The sequence below is a fragment of the Nitrosomonas aestuarii genome, from assembly GCF_003046585.1.
GTDB lineage: Bacteria > Pseudomonadota > Gammaproteobacteria > Burkholderiales > Nitrosomonadaceae > Nitrosomonas > Nitrosomonas aestuarii.
Genome location: NZ_QAAE01000022.1, coordinates 1 through 19545, shown reverse-complemented (window position 1 = coordinate 19545; position 19545 = coordinate 1). Strand labels below are relative to the sequence as shown.

20 protein-coding genes are annotated in these 19545 nt (G+C 46.9%); 15 read left to right on the top strand and 5 right to left on the bottom strand.

Annotated features, from left to right (window positions below; translation table 11 throughout):
• The first annotated feature begins 23 nt into the window (after positions 1-23).
• From traI to C8R11_RS16275, 6 genes are read left to right on the top strand one after another with little or no spacing between them, the layout of a single operon-like run.
• The gene (gene traI / locus C8R11_RS13910; RefSeq protein ID WP_107796224.1) at positions 24-1604 is read left to right on the top strand and encodes a TraI/MobA(P) family conjugative relaxase; all 1581 of its coding nucleotides are present in this window, start codon (positions 24-26) and stop codon (positions 1602-1604) included.
• Complete coding sequence (locus C8R11_RS13905) at positions 1601-3466, top strand: type IV secretory system conjugative DNA transfer family protein (protein WP_107796223.1); 1866 nt, start codon at positions 1601-1603, stop codon at positions 3464-3466. The genes traI and C8R11_RS13905 overlap by 4 nt, the downstream gene beginning before the upstream one ends.
• Entirely contained in the window at positions 3463-4023 is a 561-nt protein-coding gene (gene traF / locus C8R11_RS13900; RefSeq protein ID WP_107796222.1) for a conjugative transfer signal peptidase TraF, read from the top strand. The genes C8R11_RS13905 and traF overlap by 4 nt, the downstream gene beginning before the upstream one ends.
• Positions 4020-4250, top strand: coding sequence for a conjugal transfer protein TraD (locus C8R11_RS13895; protein WP_244907701.1), 231 nt, complete (start codon positions 4020-4022; stop codon positions 4248-4250). Before traF ends, C8R11_RS13895 begins: the two co-directional genes overlap by 4 nt.
• 1 nt (position 4251) lies before the next feature.
• Positions 4252-7101: a zincin-like metallopeptidase domain-containing protein gene (locus C8R11_RS13890; protein ID WP_107796221.1), complete on the top strand. Its 2850-nt coding sequence runs from the start codon at positions 4252-4254 to the stop codon at positions 7099-7101.
• A gap of 28 nt (positions 7102-7129) precedes the next feature.
• Positions 7130-7531: a hypothetical protein gene (locus C8R11_RS16275; RefSeq protein ID WP_181258267.1), complete on the top strand. Its 402-nt coding sequence runs from the start codon at positions 7130-7132 to the stop codon at positions 7529-7531.
• Between the two features lie 164 nt (positions 7532-7695).
• Here the strand turns inward: C8R11_RS16275 and C8R11_RS13880 are convergent, their stop codons facing one another.
• Complete coding sequence (locus tag C8R11_RS13880) at positions 7696-8265, bottom strand: DNA-binding protein (RefSeq protein WP_107796220.1); 570 nt, start codon at positions 8263-8265, stop codon at positions 7696-7698.
• 34 nt (positions 8266-8299) lie between these two features.
• The gene (locus C8R11_RS13875; protein WP_107796219.1) at positions 8300-8551 is read right to left on the bottom strand and encodes a WGR domain-containing protein; all 252 of its coding nucleotides are present in this window, start codon (positions 8549-8551) and stop codon (positions 8300-8302) included.
• Positions 8552-8740: 189 nt separating this feature from the next.
• Between C8R11_RS13875 and C8R11_RS13870 the strand changes: the two genes are divergently transcribed.
• The 9 genes from C8R11_RS13870 to C8R11_RS13835 all read left to right on the top strand — a co-directional run bounded on the left by C8R11_RS13870 (position 8741) and on the right by C8R11_RS13835 (position 17547).
• Entirely contained in the window at positions 8741-10336 is a 1596-nt protein-coding gene (locus C8R11_RS13870; protein WP_146159121.1) for a tetratricopeptide repeat protein, read from the top strand.
• A gap of 428 nt (positions 10337-10764) precedes the next feature.
• A complete protein-coding gene (locus C8R11_RS13865; protein WP_107796217.1) occupies positions 10765-11172 on the top strand; it encodes a hypothetical protein in 408 nt (135 codons plus the stop codon).
• Positions 11173-11429: 257 nt separating this feature from the next.
• Complete coding sequence (locus C8R11_RS13860) at positions 11430-11666, top strand: hypothetical protein (RefSeq protein WP_146159120.1); 237 nt, start codon at positions 11430-11432, stop codon at positions 11664-11666.
• Positions 11667-11684: 18 nt separating this feature from the next.
• Positions 11685-12764, top strand: a complete 1080-nt coding sequence (locus C8R11_RS13855; protein WP_107796215.1) for a GGDEF domain-containing protein — start codon at positions 11685-11687, stop codon at positions 12762-12764.
• 485 nt (positions 12765-13249) lie between these two features.
• Complete coding sequence (locus tag C8R11_RS13850) at positions 13250-13846, top strand: DUF1579 domain-containing protein (protein ID WP_107796214.1); 597 nt, start codon at positions 13250-13252, stop codon at positions 13844-13846.
• Between the two features lie 363 nt (positions 13847-14209).
• Positions 14210-14842, top strand: coding sequence for a MarC family protein (locus tag C8R11_RS13845; RefSeq protein ID WP_107796213.1), 633 nt, complete (start codon positions 14210-14212; stop codon positions 14840-14842).
• Positions 14843-14972: 130 nt separating this feature from the next.
• Positions 14973-15191: a hypothetical protein gene (locus tag C8R11_RS16830; protein ID WP_244907700.1), complete on the top strand. Its 219-nt coding sequence runs from the start codon at positions 14973-14975 to the stop codon at positions 15189-15191.
• Between the two features lie 74 nt (positions 15192-15265).
• A complete protein-coding gene (locus C8R11_RS16825) occupies positions 15266-15391 on the top strand; it encodes a thiamine pyrophosphate-dependent enzyme (RefSeq protein WP_244907699.1) in 126 nt (41 codons plus the stop codon).
• A gap of 185 nt (positions 15392-15576) precedes the next feature.
• Positions 15577-17547 carry an aconitate hydratase gene (locus tag C8R11_RS13835; protein ID WP_107796254.1) on the top strand — a complete coding sequence of 657 codons (1971 nt, stop codon included), beginning with the start codon at positions 15577-15579 and terminating at the stop codon, positions 17545-17547.
• Positions 17548-17766: 219 nt separating this feature from the next.
• On the opposite strand, the gene C8R11_RS13830 is transcribed toward C8R11_RS13835, so the two are convergent.
• The 3 genes from C8R11_RS13830 to C8R11_RS13820 all read right to left on the bottom strand — a co-directional run.
• Complete coding sequence (locus C8R11_RS13830) at positions 17767-18462, bottom strand: MgtC/SapB family protein (RefSeq protein WP_107796212.1); 696 nt, start codon at positions 18460-18462, stop codon at positions 17767-17769.
• 306 nt (positions 18463-18768) lie between these two features.
• Entirely contained in the window at positions 18769-19113 is a 345-nt protein-coding gene (locus tag C8R11_RS13825; protein ID WP_107796211.1) for an EAL domain-containing protein, read from the bottom strand.
• Positions 19114-19158: 45 nt separating this feature from the next.
• On the bottom strand, positions 19159-19545 hold a 387-nt coding region (locus C8R11_RS13820), incomplete at its 5' end, for an efflux RND transporter permease subunit (protein WP_146159119.1).

Below are 19545 nucleotides of genomic sequence, written 5' to 3'. Positions count from 1 at the left end.
TCGTCACGTTTATCAGGTAAACTATGATAGTCAAACATGTAGCGGTCAGAACGGAAAGCAAAAGCCGGTTCTCCCGGCTGGTTGAATATCTCACCGACACACAGCGTAAAACCGAGCGTGTTGGCGAAGTAAGCATATCGAACTGTTATTCAGATGATATAGAAAGCGCGGCCATAGAAATACTGGCGACGCAATACATGAATACACGCGCAACATCCGATAAAACATACCACCTGATTATCAGCTTTCGTGCCGGCGAGCATGTGCGCAATGAAGACATGGCCGGGATCGAAGAACGGATATGCACAGGACTCGGATTTGCAGGTCATCAGCGCATCAGCGTGGTGCACCATGATACTGACAACATGCATATTCATGTTGCGATCAACAAGATTCATCCACAGCGATTCACCATCCACAATCCTTATTATGATTACATCAAGATTGCCGGTCTTTGCGAGCAGCTGGAAGCTGAGTTTAATTTAGCGCACGACAACCACACCACAACCAATAGCACAGTCAGCGACATTGAAAGCAGAACAGGTATCGAAAGCCTGCCCGGCTGGATCAGGCGCGAATGTTTGGATACCATCAAAAGCGCTGACAGCTGGCAGGATTTGCATGCGGTTCTTCAAAGCCACGGCCTTGAAATCAGGGAACGCGGCAACGGCCTGGTGTTTGTTTCCGGCAGCGGTATCACGGTTAAAGCCAGTTCCGTTGACCGGTCATTGTCCAAAAACAGCCTTGTGAAACGGCTGGGTACATTTGAACAGGCTGCGCATACTCAAAAAACCGCAAAAACATCCCAGAAGCGCAAACACTACCAACCCAGACCACTGCAAGGCCGCATCGATACGTCAAAGCTTTATGCACGCTACCAGCAGGCACAAAGCCAGGCAGCCGGTGTACGCCAAACTGCGTGGGTGATGCTGCGCAATCAACGTGACCGGCTGATTGACCGCGCCACACAAAAAGCCAGGCTCAAGCGCAGCATCATCAGAAACCTTGCTGCCGGCAAACTGGGCAAGAAAGCGCTGTATGCAACGGTCAGCCTGCAGTTCAAAACATCTCTGGCCATCATCAAGCGCGACTACCGCCGCGATTATGCCAGCTCCAAAGCCCGTTATCCCAAAATGGCCTGGCTTGACTGGCTGGCTATTGAAGCGAACAACGGCAATGATGAAGCGCTTGCGGTGCTGCGCGCCAGAAAGGCCAACAGCGATGTGACCGGCAATTCTATTTGCGGCAAACAAGTACGAGGCAATTCATCCAGCATGGGCCGTATCGAATCGATCACTAAAAGCGGTACCGTGATTTACCGAATGGGTAGCACAACGGTACGCGATGACGGCAGGCGACTGCATATTCCATCCAATGCTGCAGACGCCTCCTTTGCCGACATTCTGCGAGTAGCCGTCAAACGATACGGCAACCGGTTGGCAATTAACGGTGACGATGATTTTAAAAAAGCGATTGCGCAGGCTGCCGTGCAGCACAACATTCACGTCACATTTGATGATCCAGCGCTTGAGCAGTACCGCCAGCAGTGCATGCAACAGCAGCGCTTCACTAAAACCCGTACTTCCAGAGGAATATCGCTATGAGTCCAGACAACAGGCACAATCCCCATTTCGATCAGCACAGGGATACGTCAAGCAATAGCTGGATGATTCGCCTGCTCGCCGCTGTCTTTCTGATTGGCGGGTTTCAGGTTGCCACCCAGTATTTTGCACACCAGTTTCATTATCAGGCGCAACTGGGTGCACAGTTCAATCAACTCTATGCACCCTGGTCGATTCTGGTGTGGCGCAATCAATGGTATGACAGGCATTCAGACATCTTTGATCTGGCGGCCGGTTACGGGGTGTTGTTTTCCAGTGTCGGGTTGATACTGGTGCTGGTCATCAAGATGGTGATGGCCAATTCTTCGAGAACCAATCAAAAACTGTATGGTTCAGCCCGATGGGCAATCAAAGACGACATTGAGGCGGCAGGATTATTGCCCACCCGGCAGAATGCGCGTCATGATGCTGTCTATGTCGGCGCCTGGCGTGACAAATCCGGTAAAACGCATTATCTCAAACACAGCGGGCCGGAACATGTATTGTGTTTTGCTCCGACGCGTTCGGGTAAAGGTGTTAGCCTGGTAATCCCTACCTTGTTATCCTGGACGCAAAGCGCGGTTATTACCGATCTTAAAGGCGAACTGTGGGCATTGACCGCCGGATGGCGCAAACAGCATGCTAACAACAAGGTACTGCGCTTTGATCCGGCATCCACAATAAGCTGTCACTGGAATCCGCTTGATGAAATCATCATCGGCAGCGGCACTGAAGTGGCCGATGTACAGAATCTGACCAATCTGATTGTTGACCCGGACGGCAAGGGGTTGGAGACACACTGGCAGAAGACCGCGCAGGCGCTGCTGGTCGGCCTGATCCTGCATGTACTGTACAAGTCAGTACGCGAAGATATACCGGCAACATTGCCTGCTGTCGATGCATTATTGTCCGATCCTGACCGCGACATTCAGGAACTGTGGATGGAAATGGTAACGCAGGATTATCTGGATGGCCAGACACATCCGGTAATCGCGGCCGCTGCCCGCGATATGCTTGACCGTCCCGAAGAAGAAGCAGGTTCGGTATTATCCACCGCCAAGTCCTATCTGTCCTTGTACCGCGATCCCATCGTGGCCGGCAATATCGGCGATTCGGATTTCTGTATTCGCGATCTGATGCACCATGACAACCCTGTCAGTCTGTACATTGTGTCACACCCGAATGACAAATCACGGCTGCGCCCGCTAATCCGGATCCTGCTTAATATGATCGTGCGTAAACTCGCAGATCAGATGACGTTCAGGAATGGCGAGCCGGTCGCACACTACAGACACCGGTTGCTGCTGATGCTTGATGAATTCCCAGGCCTTGGCAAACTGGAGATCTTTCAGGAGTCACTGGCATTTATCGCCGGCTACGGTATCAAGGCCTATCTGATCTGCCAGGACATCAACCAGCTTAAAAGCCGCGAGTCCGGTTACGGACATGATGAAGCGATTACATCGAACTGTCATATCCAGTCAGCGTTTGCCCCGAACCGTATTGAAACGGCCGAACACTTATCCAAACTCACGGGACAGACCACGGTGATCAGGGAGCAGATTACCACCAGCGGCAAACGTGCCTCAATGATGCATGGTCATGTCACACGCACGCTGCAGGAGACGCAGCGCGCGTTACTGACACCCGATGAATGCATGCGCCTGCCCGGCGCCGCCAAAGACGCCAGCGGCAGGATTACAAAGCCTGGCGACATGATCATTTATGCCGCAGGCTATCCGGCGATCTACGGCGTGCAACCGTTGTATTTCCAGGATGAAACCTTTGCAGCCCGTGCAAAGGTAAATCCACCAAATTTTAGCGACCAGTTGACAGACGCCGATACTGCCGGATTGCTGTCATGACAAAACCGCTCAAAATGCTGGCTGTTTCTGTACTCGCCATCAGCGCGGGTTTGTTTGTACTGAGTATTGGTTTGCGTATTTCGGGTATTTATCTCAACACCACGGCAAGTCTGCCGGTGGGGTTTTACAAGATTGTGGATGCACCCATCACAAAAGGTGCTTACGTTGCCTTCTGTCCACCGCAGATGGACGGTTTTAGCAAGGCTGTGGCCCGCGGTGTATTGTTCTCAGGGGATTGTCCGGGTGGTTACGGCCAATTACTCAAACAGGTTTATGCAGTTGAAAATGATCATGTTCGCATCGATCGAGAAGGCATTCGTATCAATGGCGAACTGCTGCCCAACACTGCGCAGGTAACAACCAATCCGGCAGTCATCCAGTTACCGCAATACACGCTGGATACGGTACTCGATGCATTCGAATACCTGCTGCTGGCAGACCTGCATCCCCATTCACTCGATGCACGCTATTTCGGCCCATCGCATCAGTCACAGATTCTGCATGTCGTGCGTGCGCAATTCACCTGGCATTCCCACAACAAGGAGTCATCACCATGAAAAAACCCGTCAATGATGAAACAAATCCCGATCACCTGAATGACTCGGCTACTCAGGACCCGGTTGTCCTTGAAAAGTTAGTTGACGCGCAAACACCGGGATTCCAGGCTGAGTTTGATCCCGATGAAGCGCAACTGCTTGGTGCATTCACAGAAGACGCCTTGACTGAGACCGATGCACTGGAGAGCTGCATCGATCAACCGCAATCAACGGCTGGAGGGCACTGACATGGATAAATCCAGAAAGGCCTATCATCAAACCGTCGCCGAAAACCTGATTGCACAGTTAAAGCAAGGCACAGCCCCCTGGCAAAAGCCGTGGCAGCCCGGCGATCCTTTATTGTCGTTTCCGAACAACCCGACTACAAAAAAACGTTACCGGGGCATTAATGCGCTGTATCTGATGAGTCAGGGATATCAGGACCCGCGTTGGCTGACCTATAAACAGGCATCCAATATGGGCGCACAGGTACGTAAAGGTGAAAAAAGCACCCTGATTCAGTACTGGAAGTTCACTGATGAGCGCATCAAAAAGGATGAACATGGCAAGCCCGTTTTGAACAATGACGGCAAACCGGTCAAGGAGCAGTTTAAGCTTGAGCGCCCCAGAGTATTTTATGCCACTGTTTTTAATGCCGGCCAGATTGATAACCTGCCGGACCTGATTATCGATCCGCCGCACTGGCATCCAATTGAGCGTGCTGAAGCAATCCTGCAGGCATCCGGTGCTGTGATTCAACATGGCGAACATGACCAGGCATTTTACCGGTCCAAGACTGACAGCATTCACCTGCCACACCAGCACCAGTTTGAAACGCCGGATCGCTATTACGCCACCGCCTTGCATGAACTTGGACACTGGACGGGCCATGCGTCGCGCCTGAATCGCGATCTGGTGCATCCCTTTGGCAGTGAAGGCTATGCCAGGGAAGAATTACGTGCGGAGATTGCCAGCATGCTGCTTGGGGCGGAGCTTGGCATTGGTCATGATCCCGGCCAGCATGTGGCGTATGTCGGCGCGTGGATCAAAGCATTGGAGGAAGACCCTTTAGAGATATTCCGTGCGGCAGCCGATGCAGAAAAGATTCAGGAATATGTACTAGGGTTTGTACAGCAGCAGGATATCGTAGAACAGGAGGCCATCAGAATGGATGCAATCAAACAGGACATCGCACGCTATACAGCAAACCTGGCGCCCGATCTGGCGACCGTGGCACAGCAAAATATCCAGCAGTTACAAAAACTGACAGAAAGCCTCACAGCAAAGGACCAGGACGCCATCTACCTTGTTGCCGACGCACTCAGATTCTACAGAAACGCCAGTATCGGCAATTTCGAATTTGAACACATCGCAGCGGATAAGCTGGGATTTACAATTCCTGCCGGCTGGAACGGGCGTATTGAGATACAAGGCAGTGCGGTTGAAATGAATGATAAGGGTAGCGGCCATGTGGTTGCGGCAGAAAAACCGGGAGTTGAGCCTGAGTTCTGGAATATCAGTGTCCAGCTTCTAGATCGTACCTGGGCCTGGGTGGAAGATTTTGAAGTGGCACTGCATGCGCAAGATGCTGCAGAAAAGCTTACCTTGATTGATACCGTGGCAGAACGCGATGAGCATGAAAAGGCGGCCAAACTTGCACGCATTGATGCAGTGAGGAGCGGCCACAATCCGAACACTGAAAACAGGCAACCGCAAAACACACAACCCAATATCCGCACACCCAAAAAACAGGACCCGCTGGCCGACAATACCCGTCAATACCTGGCTGTCCCTTACGCTGAGAAAGACCAGGCCAAGGCAGCCGGTGCACGCTGGGATAAAGTGGCCAAAGCATGGTATGTAGGCGAGAACGCAGATATTCGGGCATTGCAGCGCTGGTTTCCTGAAAATATCACCCGGCAACAGCAACCCGCCCTATCGCCGCAAGTGGAGTTTGCCGAGCTGCTGCGCGCCAACGGTTGCGTTGTTGACGGCAATCATCCGCTGATGGATGGTCACAAGCACCGCATCAAGGTGGCCGGCGACAAGGGGGGGCAGAAGTCCGGTTTTTATGTCGCGCACCTGGACAATCACCCTGCCGGCTATTTTATCAATAACCGTACCAAATCCGAGATACGCTGGAAGGCGAAAGGATATACCCTGACTGACGCACAAAAGGCCGCGTTTGCCGCGCAGGTTGCGATCAAACAACAGGAACGGCAAGCGGCGCTTCATGCGCAGCAGATCAAAGTGGCTGATGCCATCGGGGAACTGCTCACCATCGCACCACAGGCTGACGCTAATCATCCTTATCTGCAGGACAAGAATGCCAGACCGGGTGGTTTGAAGGTCGTGCCTGAAAGTGTGACAGGTTTACCGAAAGACTCGATCATTAAAATCGCACAGGATTGGCAGGCAGTCAAAACAGTACGCGAACAACATCCTGACAGCCTGGTATTTGTCGTCGGTGATCTGTTGTTGCCGATTTATGATGTGGATGGCCATATCCGCAGTGCGCAGACCATACAACCGAACGGCGCCAAGTTGTTTGCGGCAGGCAGTCAGAAGGAAGGCCACTTTCATGTGATCGATAGCAATAATCAAGGCCTGGCTGCACTGGATGACGCAAAAGCCATTATTATTGCAGAAGGTTATGCGACAGCAGATACGGTATCAAGCGCCTTAAATTGCCCGGTGGTGGCGGCATTTGATTCAGGCAATCTTGTGCCGGTTGCAAAGCTTCTACATGAGCGCTATACAGACAAGGCGATTGTGATTGCCGGTGATGACGATCAGCACCTGGAGTCGATTAATGAAATCAATGCCGGCAAGGACAAAGCGATTGAAGCGGCCGGACTGGTTGATGGTGTTGCGGTGTTTCCGGTATTCGCACCCGGTGAACAAGTATCGCAGAAATTGAGCGACTTTAACGATCTGGCCAGTAAAAGCACATTGGGAATCGATGCGGTCAAACGCCAGGTTGGTTCGGTCGTTGAAAAGGCCATTGTTCAGGCCAAAGTTGAAAAGCTGCAGACCCGTGCGGATAGTCAACAGCCAGGTTTGGCGGGCAGACAACAACAACGGGCGGTAACCCGATAAATGAACAGTCACGGCAGGCAAGCAAATTATGTGCGGCGGCATTGAATACCAGGGTGAGAAAATTTACTTCCCGAACCCACAGGCGCGGTTGCCGGTGCGTAACCGCAGCGGCGATGTGACCTGGGGCAACCGCAAGCAGGAAGCAAACAGCAATTTCCCGAATGGCGGCTGGGCGCGACTAAATTCCATCTATGCCGGCAAATGGAAGCCGTGGCATCCAAGACCGGTACTGATTGCCGCCGACCAGTTCATGGAAAAGGACCAGGACGCGCAATCGCACTGGATACCACTGGATCAGAGGATGGTGATTCAGGGATTACTAGCCGAGCGAAAAAAAGAACAGCGGGTTTATGTGGTCACCATCGATACACCACCTGAATATGCCTGGATACATGACCGCTGGCCAAGGCTGCTGCGATTAAAGCAATAAAATGCTCAAGAAACATTTTTGACTGCCGATGCATTAATTATAGATACCAGTCTATGAAAATAAATTAGCAGTCCCTAGCTGTAACACCTAGCAGTACTCCCTCAGGGTTGATACTCCATTGCCCTTTCAGACCCTGGGGGATTTTATCTGTCAATCAAGCCGCACTATTGCTTGTCTTTGCCGATTTTAGCGATCACAACCAGATCGGCCTGCAGTTTGCTGTAATCATCCCGTAACTGATTCCATGCGCTGTCACGATCCGCCAGGCGTGTTTCCAGTGCTATTTTATGCGTGTTCAGCTGGGCAATCTCGCTTGTTGCTATGGACAGGCGTTTTTCTGCCAGCGCCAGCGATTGCCGGTTTTTATCCAGTTGTTGTTCCAGGCTGGCAATAGCGTCCATGTATTCTGACAATTCCGATCTGGATTGCGCTATTGCTTCCTGCGCTTCGGTGCGCACACGCTCAATTCTCTCGTGGGCCAGACTGGCTGCGGCTTCCCAGACCACGGCGGTAGCCTGATACATGGCATTGGTAATGGATTGCGGCATATCAATGGCCGGCTCAGCTTTTTTTTGCTGTTCCGTGCGCCAGGCCTTGACCATTGCACCGACAGTCGAAAAAGAGCCGCCTGAGATCGCAATGACAGCGTTTACAGTGGCATTCTTGCCAGCTTGCTGTAATTCTTCGCAGGCTGCGTCAACCGCCTGTTGTGTGACCTTGGGCTTACGTTCCATGGGATTTAAGATGTGTGTGTTGGAAAAAGGAGGGTCAGGCGGCGTTTTCGGCCTCAACCGGCGATATTTCCTGATAGCCTCTGCGTAGCCGTCTGGCGGTTATCCGTTGGTATGCTTTCAGTGCTTCATGCCAGTCATGACAGGGTTGCTGTTTATGGCCACCCCGGTTATTGTGCAATCCATACCAGCATCGCACCACAGACAATTCACCGAACAGGTCGCGTGCGATCAGCAGGGTATAGCCGCGAGCATTTGTTTTGAAGTCGGTTCTGAGGAGTATGTTCATGGTAAATATGCAGTATTAGTAAAATAAATATCAGTTGTTGCAGTTAAATACCATTAATAGTATTACTACTATCATTATACTATATAACACTGCAATGAATGTTGAAAAAATATGCGCATACGAACAGCCTGTCGCCTTGTCCACAATATCTGTGGATAAGGCTGTGTGCAACAGACTTAAGTGAATCAGGTGAAATGGATTCAGCTGGTTGCCCTAAATAGAGGCAGAACATTATCTGCTACAATTCTGGAATTCGCGGTTGTATGTAACGTTCTCTACTATAAGGAAAAGATTGATTTGCAGATAGGGCATGAATTACTGGAATGGTGGAAGGCATTGCGTACACGCGAAAAGATTGTATTATTAATGTTGTTGGTTACATCAATAGGTGTTCTTGGCACCTGGCTTGGCAATCAGGGTGACACTACAAATCCAAGTACAAATGGCGGTACGGCTAATGTTCATACGGTCATTGGTAACATCCATGCTAACGTTACCAACAATGCTCATATCCAAAATCAAACCATACACATTGGCATAACCCTTGAGCAACATGAACAAAGACTGAAGCGCCGCGAGGCAGAAATCCGCGCTGAACTGGAACAGGCGCATGCAGCAGACCGACAATTACTTGAAATTGAACTAAGAGATATTGAGCTGCGGCTACAAGACACGGAAGCGAGTTATGAAGCATATATTGCCGATCTAAAAGAACGTATTGCGCAATTGGAACAACTGCGTGGTGAATTTCCTGATGGATTGCTGGATCAGGCGATTGAAGCCTTGCAGCAGGGTGAAACCGATAAAGCGGATAGCCTGTTTCAGCAAATCGTAGATGAAGGGGAAAGCCATATCAAGCGGGTTACCGAAGCAGCCTTTCAGCGCGGTAAGATTGCACAAGACGCTATTCGATATACAGACGCACTTGGGCATTATGAAAATGCGGTTCGGCTGCAACCTTATAATACGCTGCATTTAAATGAAGCGGGCTTATTACATCACACGTTCGCCAATTACAAGAAAGCCATTGCGTATTTAGAGCGCGCGCTGGCCAGCGACCTCAAAACCTATGGTGAGCATCATCCCAGTATCGCAACAACCCGAAACAACCTGGGTGCGGCGTGGAATTCATTAGGTGAATACCACAAGGCTATTACGTATTATGAGTTGGCGCTGGCAAGCGGCCTCAAGACCTATGGTGAGCATCATCCCAGTATCGCAACAACCCGAAACAACCTGGGCGGGGCGTGGAATTCATTAGGCGAATACCACAAGGCCATTGAATATTTTGAACAGGCGCTGGTAAGCGGCCTCAAGACCTATGGGGAGCATCATCCCAATGTTGCAACAACCCGAAACAACCTGGGCGGGGCGTGGAATTCATTAGGCGAATACCACAAGGCCATTGAATATTTTGAACAGGCGCTGGTAAGCGGCCTCAAGACCTATGGGGAGCATCATCCCAATGTTGCAGCAACCCGAAATAACCTGGGATCAGCGTGGCGTCAATTGGACGAATACCACAGAGCCATCGAATATTATGAACAGGCGCTGGCAAGCGGCCTCAAGACCTATGGGGAGCATCATCCCAGTGTCGCAGCAACCCGAAACAACCTGGGCGGGGCGTGGGATTCATTAGGCGAATACCACAAGGCCATTGCGTATTTTGAGCTGGTACTGGCTACACTTGAAAAATTCCTAGGCAAAGACCACCCCAATACCCGGACTGTGCAAACCAATCTGGATGCTGCACAGACTGCATTAAGTCAGTCTCAACGAGATTAGCAGCAAAGCATTTTTTTCTAATAAGTTGTAAACTCAGAAGCTTCTGATAATTTCTCTATCAAAATGGACGCCAAAATTAAGCAAGTAGCGGAAAATTCCATTTCCTTGTTGTGGACTATTAATTTACCCCCCCATGCTTGAAGGTCTCGATTTAGACCTGTTCAAAAAGGATCGCTATTGGACAGGCTGTTTATATATGCCCAAACAATAGTGTTTTATAGTTTTGCACATGTGTTGATATACGAACACCCATTTTGGACAGCTTCTGCCCCTTGTAACATTATTGAGCAACTTTCAATCTATTACGACCTTCTCGGAACACCTAATGGTATTCATTAGATAAGAATAATAGTCTCCCCAATATACTTCAGATGTTGACTTGTTTAGAGTTATATTCAAGTCAACAGTCAATTCAAGGAGTCACTATCATGAAAACAGAAACCATTAAATATTTTACAATATTGTCAATTTTTGCTTTTATGGTCATTGCTATGCCGGTGAGCTCCATTGCCGCAGAACAAGGTGAAGAAATAAATGTGACTGTACTAAGTGGTAAAGGCAATGTTGATCATAATGCATTGGCACATTACTATGAAGATCAAGCCAAAGAAATGCAGGCTAAAATAGAAGAACAGGTAGAAGCGTTCAATCATAAGCCTAGTACTAGTTTCTTAGGTAGGAATGGACAGCGTATCAAAAAACATGTGATTTATAAAATTCACGAATTCGAAAAAGCTGCAGAAGAAAATCTGCAAAAAGCTGCGTACCATAACAAAATGGCCGAGGAACAAGCATACCAACAGAAATTTGCTGAATCAGGCAAGATTAAAGGCTAGACCGGATCGTTAAAATTTGCCAAACAACCCAACAGAAACCTGACACTCCCTGTTAAATGGTAGTAACCCTCAAAACCCACTTCGGTGGGTTTTTTTATTGACTATTCTAAGCCAAAGAGCGCTACACCCTTCCCAACAGGTCGCTTTTTATCGAACAAGCGCGGATCATTCGTCACATACTCCTCGTCAATATGTTGACGGATGATATTCTCTTTCTTGTCCACAAATATGCACAGCAGCCTCTTCGCAAGCTCGGTGTGACTGATGAGAAAATCAAGCGTTATCGTTCTGAATTCTACGATCAGGTTATTCAGGAAATCGCTAAGCTGGGCGTAGAAAGGAAAGACGACTACATTTCACGAGTGGTTGAAATTGGTTACCCGCCGACCATAATACAGAGGTGGACAGAGAAGTTTCATTGCTACAAATGGATATATTTGCCTTTCCAACGCACTTCCAAAATGATAAAAGGGGTCGGTAGCGTACTATCGTGAAAAATTTTCTAGAATATAATGAACTCTGAAACCACACCTAACTGCGCGGCCCTTGGATTTGACTGCGCACGAATCCAGAAAACTATTTCATTATTGGGATTAGAGGCGGAATACGGTAAGCACGCGGAGCATCTTCGGAGCGAGTTCATATATGAGAAAGTTGATGCTTTGGTAAGTTCTTGTCTTGATAAGCTTGTGCTCTATCAAGACTTTTCACTGATAAAGAAAAATATTGGCGTCGAATCCTTTAAGCAATCCTGGATTGATTACTTGAGTTGCTTCGGACAAAATTTCGACACCCCCCGGTATTTTGAAAATCAATTAGGTGTTGCTGTGGCATGGGCCCGCACAAAAACCCCGTTGAGTATTTTGCAATTACAACATTGCCTTATACAGCAAGTTCTGGTCGATAGTATATCGGTTCAATGCAATCGCGATCCAGAGACTGTATGGTCGTTAGTGGACTGTGTATTCAAACTCACTTCTCTAAACTTGTATCTGACTGCGAAAGGCTACCGTCTAGGTGAGGTTGACGAGTTGCAGAAGGCGCTGGACAGACTGAGCGAAGAAGCATCCCAGCTACACCAAAAAGTCGCAACCGATCAACTCACCGGCGTGTTGAGTTATAGCAGTCTCATGGATATTCTCGAGCACCAGGCCAATAAGGCGAAGCAAAACGACAGTCCCTTGTGCGTGATGATGGCGGATCTCGATTTATTCAAAAAAGTCAACGACACCTATGGCCATCTCGTCGGCGATATCGTACTCCAGCATACGGCAAAGCGAATTCAAACGGCAATTCGCGGATTCGACATGATTGGTCGGTTCGGCGGAGAAGAGTTCGTCATTATTCTGAAAAATACCGACTTAGCGCTGGCGAGAGTCATCGCGGAACGAATACGTAAAGAGGTTGCTGACACTCCCTTTCACGCAAAAAATTTCAGCATCGAAATAACAATTAGTCTTGGGGTGGCGATGCTAAGAAATAATGAGTACTTCGAAACATTGCTTGAGCGTGCAGACTCGGCAATGTATGAAGCAAAGAAAAATGGCCGCAACCGAGTAGTAATCGCCGATAATTGTGATGCAGCTCCCTAGACGTTTTCTGGCGGAAAATTTGTTGGCAACAAACATATATATTCGGTGTTTATCAGAAAAAAGATGGATACTAGACATGAAGACGAGTACCCTAACCAACAATTCTGCAGAAATTACGGGCGGAGGGTTATACGCGAATGAAACCGTAACCGGGAATATAAAATATGGGTAACACACCAGGTAATTGGGCTGGTGGTGCTTTAGTATGCCCGAAAAATGGGATTGTTAAGCCTAACCGTCGAAATCCGAGGGTCAGAGGTGCTGTTCAATATTCTGCGCCAGTAGTATTAGATTATTGAAAGAATATTTCTCTTATCCCAAGTAAATCATTGCTTAAAAATAGTATTCTAGAGGTCAGGAAGAACTTAACCACGACAAACTCTATGTTAGAAAATATACTGAGGTTTTCGATACAATTCAATTCTGAAGAGGGATTTTTACTCCCCTCATAAAACTAAGTTTAATTTCATAAGGCGGATACTATTATGCGCATCATAAAATTTACACTCACTACTATTTGTGTTGTGTTGATATCATTCGTTACCTTCGCGGCGGACACGAAAGAAAAACAAAATGTGGATCCACAGGCCATGATGGAACTCTACACCAAGCTAGCTATGCCAGGCGAACCTCATCAACTGTTTGCCAGTCTTGCTGGAAGCTGGACTACAGAAACCAAGGAATGGATGGAACCCAACAAGCCACCTGTGGAATCGACCGGCTCCGCTGAAATGAAAATGCTGCTAGGCGGCCGCTTTCTCCAACAGGAATACAACGGCCTAATGCATGGACAACCTTACGCTGGGATAGTAATCAATGCCTATGACAATATTCTTAAGCGCTATGTTTCGGCGTGGATGAGTACTATGGGTACCGGGATATTCACTATGGAAGGAACTGCAAGCGCGGATGGCAAAACCATCACGCTACATGGACAACATGCCGAACCAGGAGGCGGCCACATGACACATCGCGCTATTTGGAAGATTGTTGACAAGAATACCCAGACATTTGATATGTACGGCGCTCATCACGGTAGCGAGGAAATGAAGATGATGGAGATTGTTTACACAAGAACATAATACACAGCAATTAGTAACGCCGCGTTGAAGAGTGTGAAGCGCAGCGTAGTTGCCGTCCTGGAATGATTTAGCCATAACCTCCTTTACAAGTCTTCTGTAGGCTCTAATCCTACAAAAATATGTAATGCGGCACCTAGCTTTCTCTAAGAGATTGAATATAGATCAATATTGCATATTCTAAGAATCCAAATTTAGACACAAAAATCTGCCAAGTTTTGGGGTTAGGGAGCATCTATTTTTTTTAAATTCATTGCATTAGAAATATTCTCATGTACGTGGATTCAGAAAACGCTGACTAAATGGGGGCAAAACACAAGCGGCAGTTTTAATGTAACTCGCCGTTTTAATTAAAAAAGGTAGTCAATGGATTGGAATGAATACACACGCATGTTTGTCGGCTTGTTTGCGATCGTTAGTCCGATAGGCGTAGTACCACTTTACCTTAGCTTCACGGAAAATATTAAACATCGGCGCCTAGCAGTAGCCCGCACTACTGCATTTTCGGTTGCCTGTGTCTTCATCGTGACCATGTTGTTAGGCCAATCAATTTTATCCTTCTTCAGTATCAGCGTCGATGCTTTCAGAGTAGCAGGGGGCATACTGCTTATGTCTATTGCCTTCGGAATGCTGCAGGTGACAATCAATCGAACCGGACACACTCCTGAGGAAGACGAAGAGGCTGTCGATAGCAAGTCGGCGTCGGTTGCGGTTGTTCCCCTTGCGATACCTTTACTAGCGGGACCCGGTTCGATCAGTACTATTATCTTATTTAGCAATCAAACAGAAGGAGCAATAAACAATCTGGCTCTTCTTATTATCTGTCTGCTAGTGGCGCTAATTATTTGGGGTATATTGCATTTCGCACCGCAAATTGGGAATCGTATGAGCCAAACCGCAATGAATGTAACAACGCGTGTCATGGGACTGATACTGGCAGCCATGTCGGTGGAGTTTATTGTGGATGGGTTGCGCAATCTATTGCCGGGGTTAGCTTGACAAATAAGTCTCATTTTTCATTTTTTGCCACTGCTGCCCCGTTAACAGACAAACAAGGGGGCCCAATTCAGCCAAAATTGTTACAATGACGTTTTCCATAACTTATTGAATAAAATTGGAGAATCAGCCCATGGCACATTGCAATACATTAATTAATCCCAAGGTAGAAGATGATTTTTTAAATGCCTATCTGGCGGACCATGTCGAAGTAGAGGAAGATTTCCGCGTGCATGCTGCGTATCCCGACGAGGAAAACTTGATTAAACCTGAATTTGCCGCCGAGATGATTGATCGGCTAGTCGATGTTGATGCAATCTTCACTGCAGATACTGGCATGAATACAGTATGAGCGGCACGCTATCTGCAAGGCACCAGTAAGCGCACATTAATGGGTAGCTTTTCGCACGGACCCATGGCAATGCTATGCCGCAATCTATCGGTGCTGCACTGCGCTCACCCGAGCGCCAAGTCATGGCATTTTGTGGCGACGGAGGTATTTCGATGCTCAGGGGAGATCTGATGACTATTACCCATATAAATTGCCAATAATACTGATTGTCTTTAACAATAATAGTCTGGACATGGTCAATCTGGCACTAAGAGATCGGAAAGGCGAAGTCTGGGATGCGTTTAGAACAAATATCAAATATATCAGAGATCTGTGATATGCAATTAAATCATGCGTCTCTGATTATGTGCCTCTGAAATTCTTAGATCACAAAAAGGTAGAAATTATGGATAGTTTAAACGTTGTACAAAAGCTCATTAAATCTCATCTCGTGAAAGGAGAGATGATTGCTGGTTCTGAAATCGGTCTTAAAATAGATCAAGCGTTACTTCAAGATGCCACAGGGACATTAGTCCAGTTGGAGCTTGAAGCCATGAGAGTAAAGAAAGCTATGACAGAAGTGGCTGTCCAGTATATTGACCATAACCTTCTTCAGACTGACTTCAAAAATGCTGATGATCATCTTTTCCTGCAATCTGCAGCTGCTAAATTCGGCATATGGTTTTCGCGTCCCGGAAATGGCGTCAGCCATCCAGTGCATCAACAACATTTTGGAAAGCCAGGAAAAACCCTAATAGGAAGTGACAGCCACACTCCAGCAGCAGGTGCCCTAGGAATGCTTGCGTTGGGGTCCGGCGGGCTCGATGTTGCGTTCGCGATTGCAGGAGAACCGTTGTACATTGATATGCCTAAAGTCTTTGGTGTAAGGCTAACAGGAAAACTTTCTGACTGGGTTAGCGCAAAGGATGTAGTTCTTGAGATGCTAAGAAGATATGACGTAAATGGATGCAGAGGAATGATCATTGAGTACCATGGTGAAGGTCTTAGTATGCTAAGCACAATGGATAGGCATGTCATAGCCAATATGGGAACAGAAATGGGCGCCACCTCTACAGTATTCCCAAGTGACGATGAAACAAGAAGATACCTAAAGATTCAGGGACGAGAAAAGGACTGGGTTGAGCTTAAAGCAGATAATGAATGCATTTATGATTTTGAAGACGAAATAGACTTATCTAAAGTTGAACCGTTGATAGCCTGCCCTTCAAGTCCTGGAAATGTGATTCCAGTAAAGGAAATTGAGGGAAAAGAAGTGCATCAATGTGTTATCGGGTCTTCAGCTAATCCTGGAGTGAGAGATTTCTGGGTCGTAGCTGAGATAGTCAGGGGACGAAAGGTCCATGATAGAGTTTCTTTGGATGTAAACCCAAGCTCAAGACAAATGCTTGAAAATCTTACGAGCATGGGCTCTTTCAAGAATCTTGTCCATGCTGGTGCAAGGTCGCATCAGACGGGATGTATGGGCTGCATCGGAATGGGGCAGGCGCCTGCAACAAACACAGTAAGCTTAAGAACAATGCCAAGAAACTTTCCAGGACGTTCCGGCACACTTGACGATCAGGTATATCTTTGCAGTCCTGAGACTGCGGCAGCATCAGCACTTACCGGAGCAATAACTGATCCAAGAAATCTTGAGAAGATATATGGTATGAATTATCCTAAATTCCAACAGCCTGAGACTGAGATAATCAATACTGATCTGTTGATTGCTCCCATTGAAGACGGAAGCAAAGTTAAATTGCGTAAAGGGCCTAATATTAAAGAGCTTCCTTATCTTGAACCTTTGAAGGATACATACAATGTTCCTGTCGTGATAAAAGTGGCGGACAATATTTCAACAGACGAGATACTTCGAGCTGGAGCAGAGGTGCTGCCATTGAGAAGCAATATTCCAGAAATAAGCAAATGGACTTATTTTATTCTTGACGAAAAATATTATGATCGTGCTCTTGAGGCGAAAAATAAGAATGGTGGGCATATTACGATTGCTGGTGAAAATTATGCACAGGGATCGAGTCGTGAGCACGCAGCACTCGCGCCAAGATATTTGGGACAAGTAGCTGTTGTTGCTAAGAGCTATGCACGCATAGGTTGGCAGAATCTTGCCAACTTCGGAATACTACCTCTTGAGTTTGAAAATCCTGAAGATTATGACAAAATAAATCAGGAAGATGATTTGGTTTTGGAGAACTTACATGAATCATTGAAGAGAAATCTTGCTATAGTGTTAAAAAACAAGACCTCAGGTAATGATATCAAGGTAAAACATAATTTAAGCGAAAGACAGGCTGATATCGTGATTCAAGGCGGAGTGATAAACCACTTCAATATTTGCAACGGCGGGAAGATTTGCTAATTAGTTGTACTAGCTCAAACTTCCAGAAAGCTATCCAGCGATCGACGTCTTCCAGTTGTCATTCAGCTGAAAACTTGCCAGTTTTTTAAAAAACCAGCATGTATATTTATCAGGTGAGTTTTATATTTCATTGCTTTATATGGCCTAATGACTGGAAAATATTGAAAGCTGATTTACAGCCTATGAAACATTCCGTCGTTTGTTTAAACACACCCTATATCAGTTGCCGGTTGTCGAGATGCGAAATTCACGGACTGATTCCATTTCATTCATTGCAACCGCAAGAACTGAATTTCTATCGAGACTTGTGGTGCGAATATCCGTACGGTATTCAAAAAGGCCTGCCGAGGTGATGCGATAACTCATAGTGACAACCTCAAACCCGTGCGCAGCCAGGAGTTTTCTGACTTCACTTTCCGACATGACCTTGCTTCGATCAAAGCTGACATGATATTGGATATATAACTGACGAGGCAGTCTGTTCTCTATCTTACGAAATAAAGAGAGAATACCGAGAGTAAGAATGGTTCCAAGAATGCCGACAAGAAAAAATCCTATACCCATCAAAATACCAATACCTGCCGTGATCCAGATCGAAGCGGCGGTGGTTAAGCCGCGAACATTCAAACCCTCTTTGAAAATTACGCCCGCACCCAGGAAACCTATCCCCGTCATAATTCCCTGAGCCATTCGGGTCGGATCCATTCTTATGGCGTCGACTGGAATATTCGGGAGCCATTTCCATTGATATAGTGTGATTAGCATCAGTAAACCGGATGCGAGACTGACGAGTGCATGTGTTCTGAGACCGGCAGGGTGACCGTGTAGGCTTCTTTCCATGCCAATGGCACTCCCTGCTACTAGCGCTGCGATAAGATGCATGACGATTGTCAGAAAATCGTCATCAATGTTCATAATGGACTCCACGATCGCAATCCTTAATTCGGTTAACTAGCTGAGTGAACAGTCCCAGACTTCACTGGGACGACAGGCATTATATCTAAACAACCCGCATCTAATGCTAAATTATCGACCATTATCGCTGTAAATCAACAAGATATTAGAATAGTACGTAAATTTCTTGAACATTAAAAAATAGTGAAGAAGCATTTTAAAATTGGACAAAGTAACAAGGTCATCAAGTCAGATAAAATTTATGACTTGCATAATCTATATGATTTTATTGATCTAATTTTAAGCTCAAAAAAACGTAATTTATTATTATTGTCCGAGCCTTCCTTTGATAGCAAATTTATCATGCGAACATGAATGCCAATTTTGGATCCAATCAAACACATCAGCAGCAGGCATAGGATGTGCAATAAAATAACCTTGTACCAGAAGTTCATAATGTGCGGCACATAAAAAATTCCAGTCATCAATATCTTCCACACCTTCAGCAACCACATCTAGTCCAAGTCGACTAGAAAGCTGCAGCATATTCTCAAAAATCGCGCATACTCGCGGATTCAACATGGCACGATGTATGAAACTGAAGTGGCCCTGGTTATTTGGACACCGGGAGGGGTAAGTTAAGGAGTTATTTTCTGTATGATTGACACTCATGTCACTTCCCTCATTTCATTTATTCCCAATTTTATAAAATTGTAATTAATTTGCGTCAATTCTTTGCTGCTTTCTTTTTTCCTGAAATTGCAGGACTAAACTGTAGATAACTGGGAAAACCAGTAGAGTCAACAATAATACTGTGAACATACCACCTAATACCGGCGCCGCAATGCGGTGGGTGACGTCTGCACCGCTGCCAGTGGCCATCATGATGGGAATTAATCCGATCATGGTAGAAAACGCTGTAATCGACACAGGCCGCACACGCATTGCAGTCGCAGACTCAACCGCCTCTTTAATTTCTGTGGAAGACAAGAGTGCTTGTTTTTCTTTGCGCAATCTGGAAATTTCAATGTCAATAAAATTTAATACCATGACGCCAGTTTCAGCAGCCGTTCCAGCCAACGCTATAAAACCTACATAAACCGC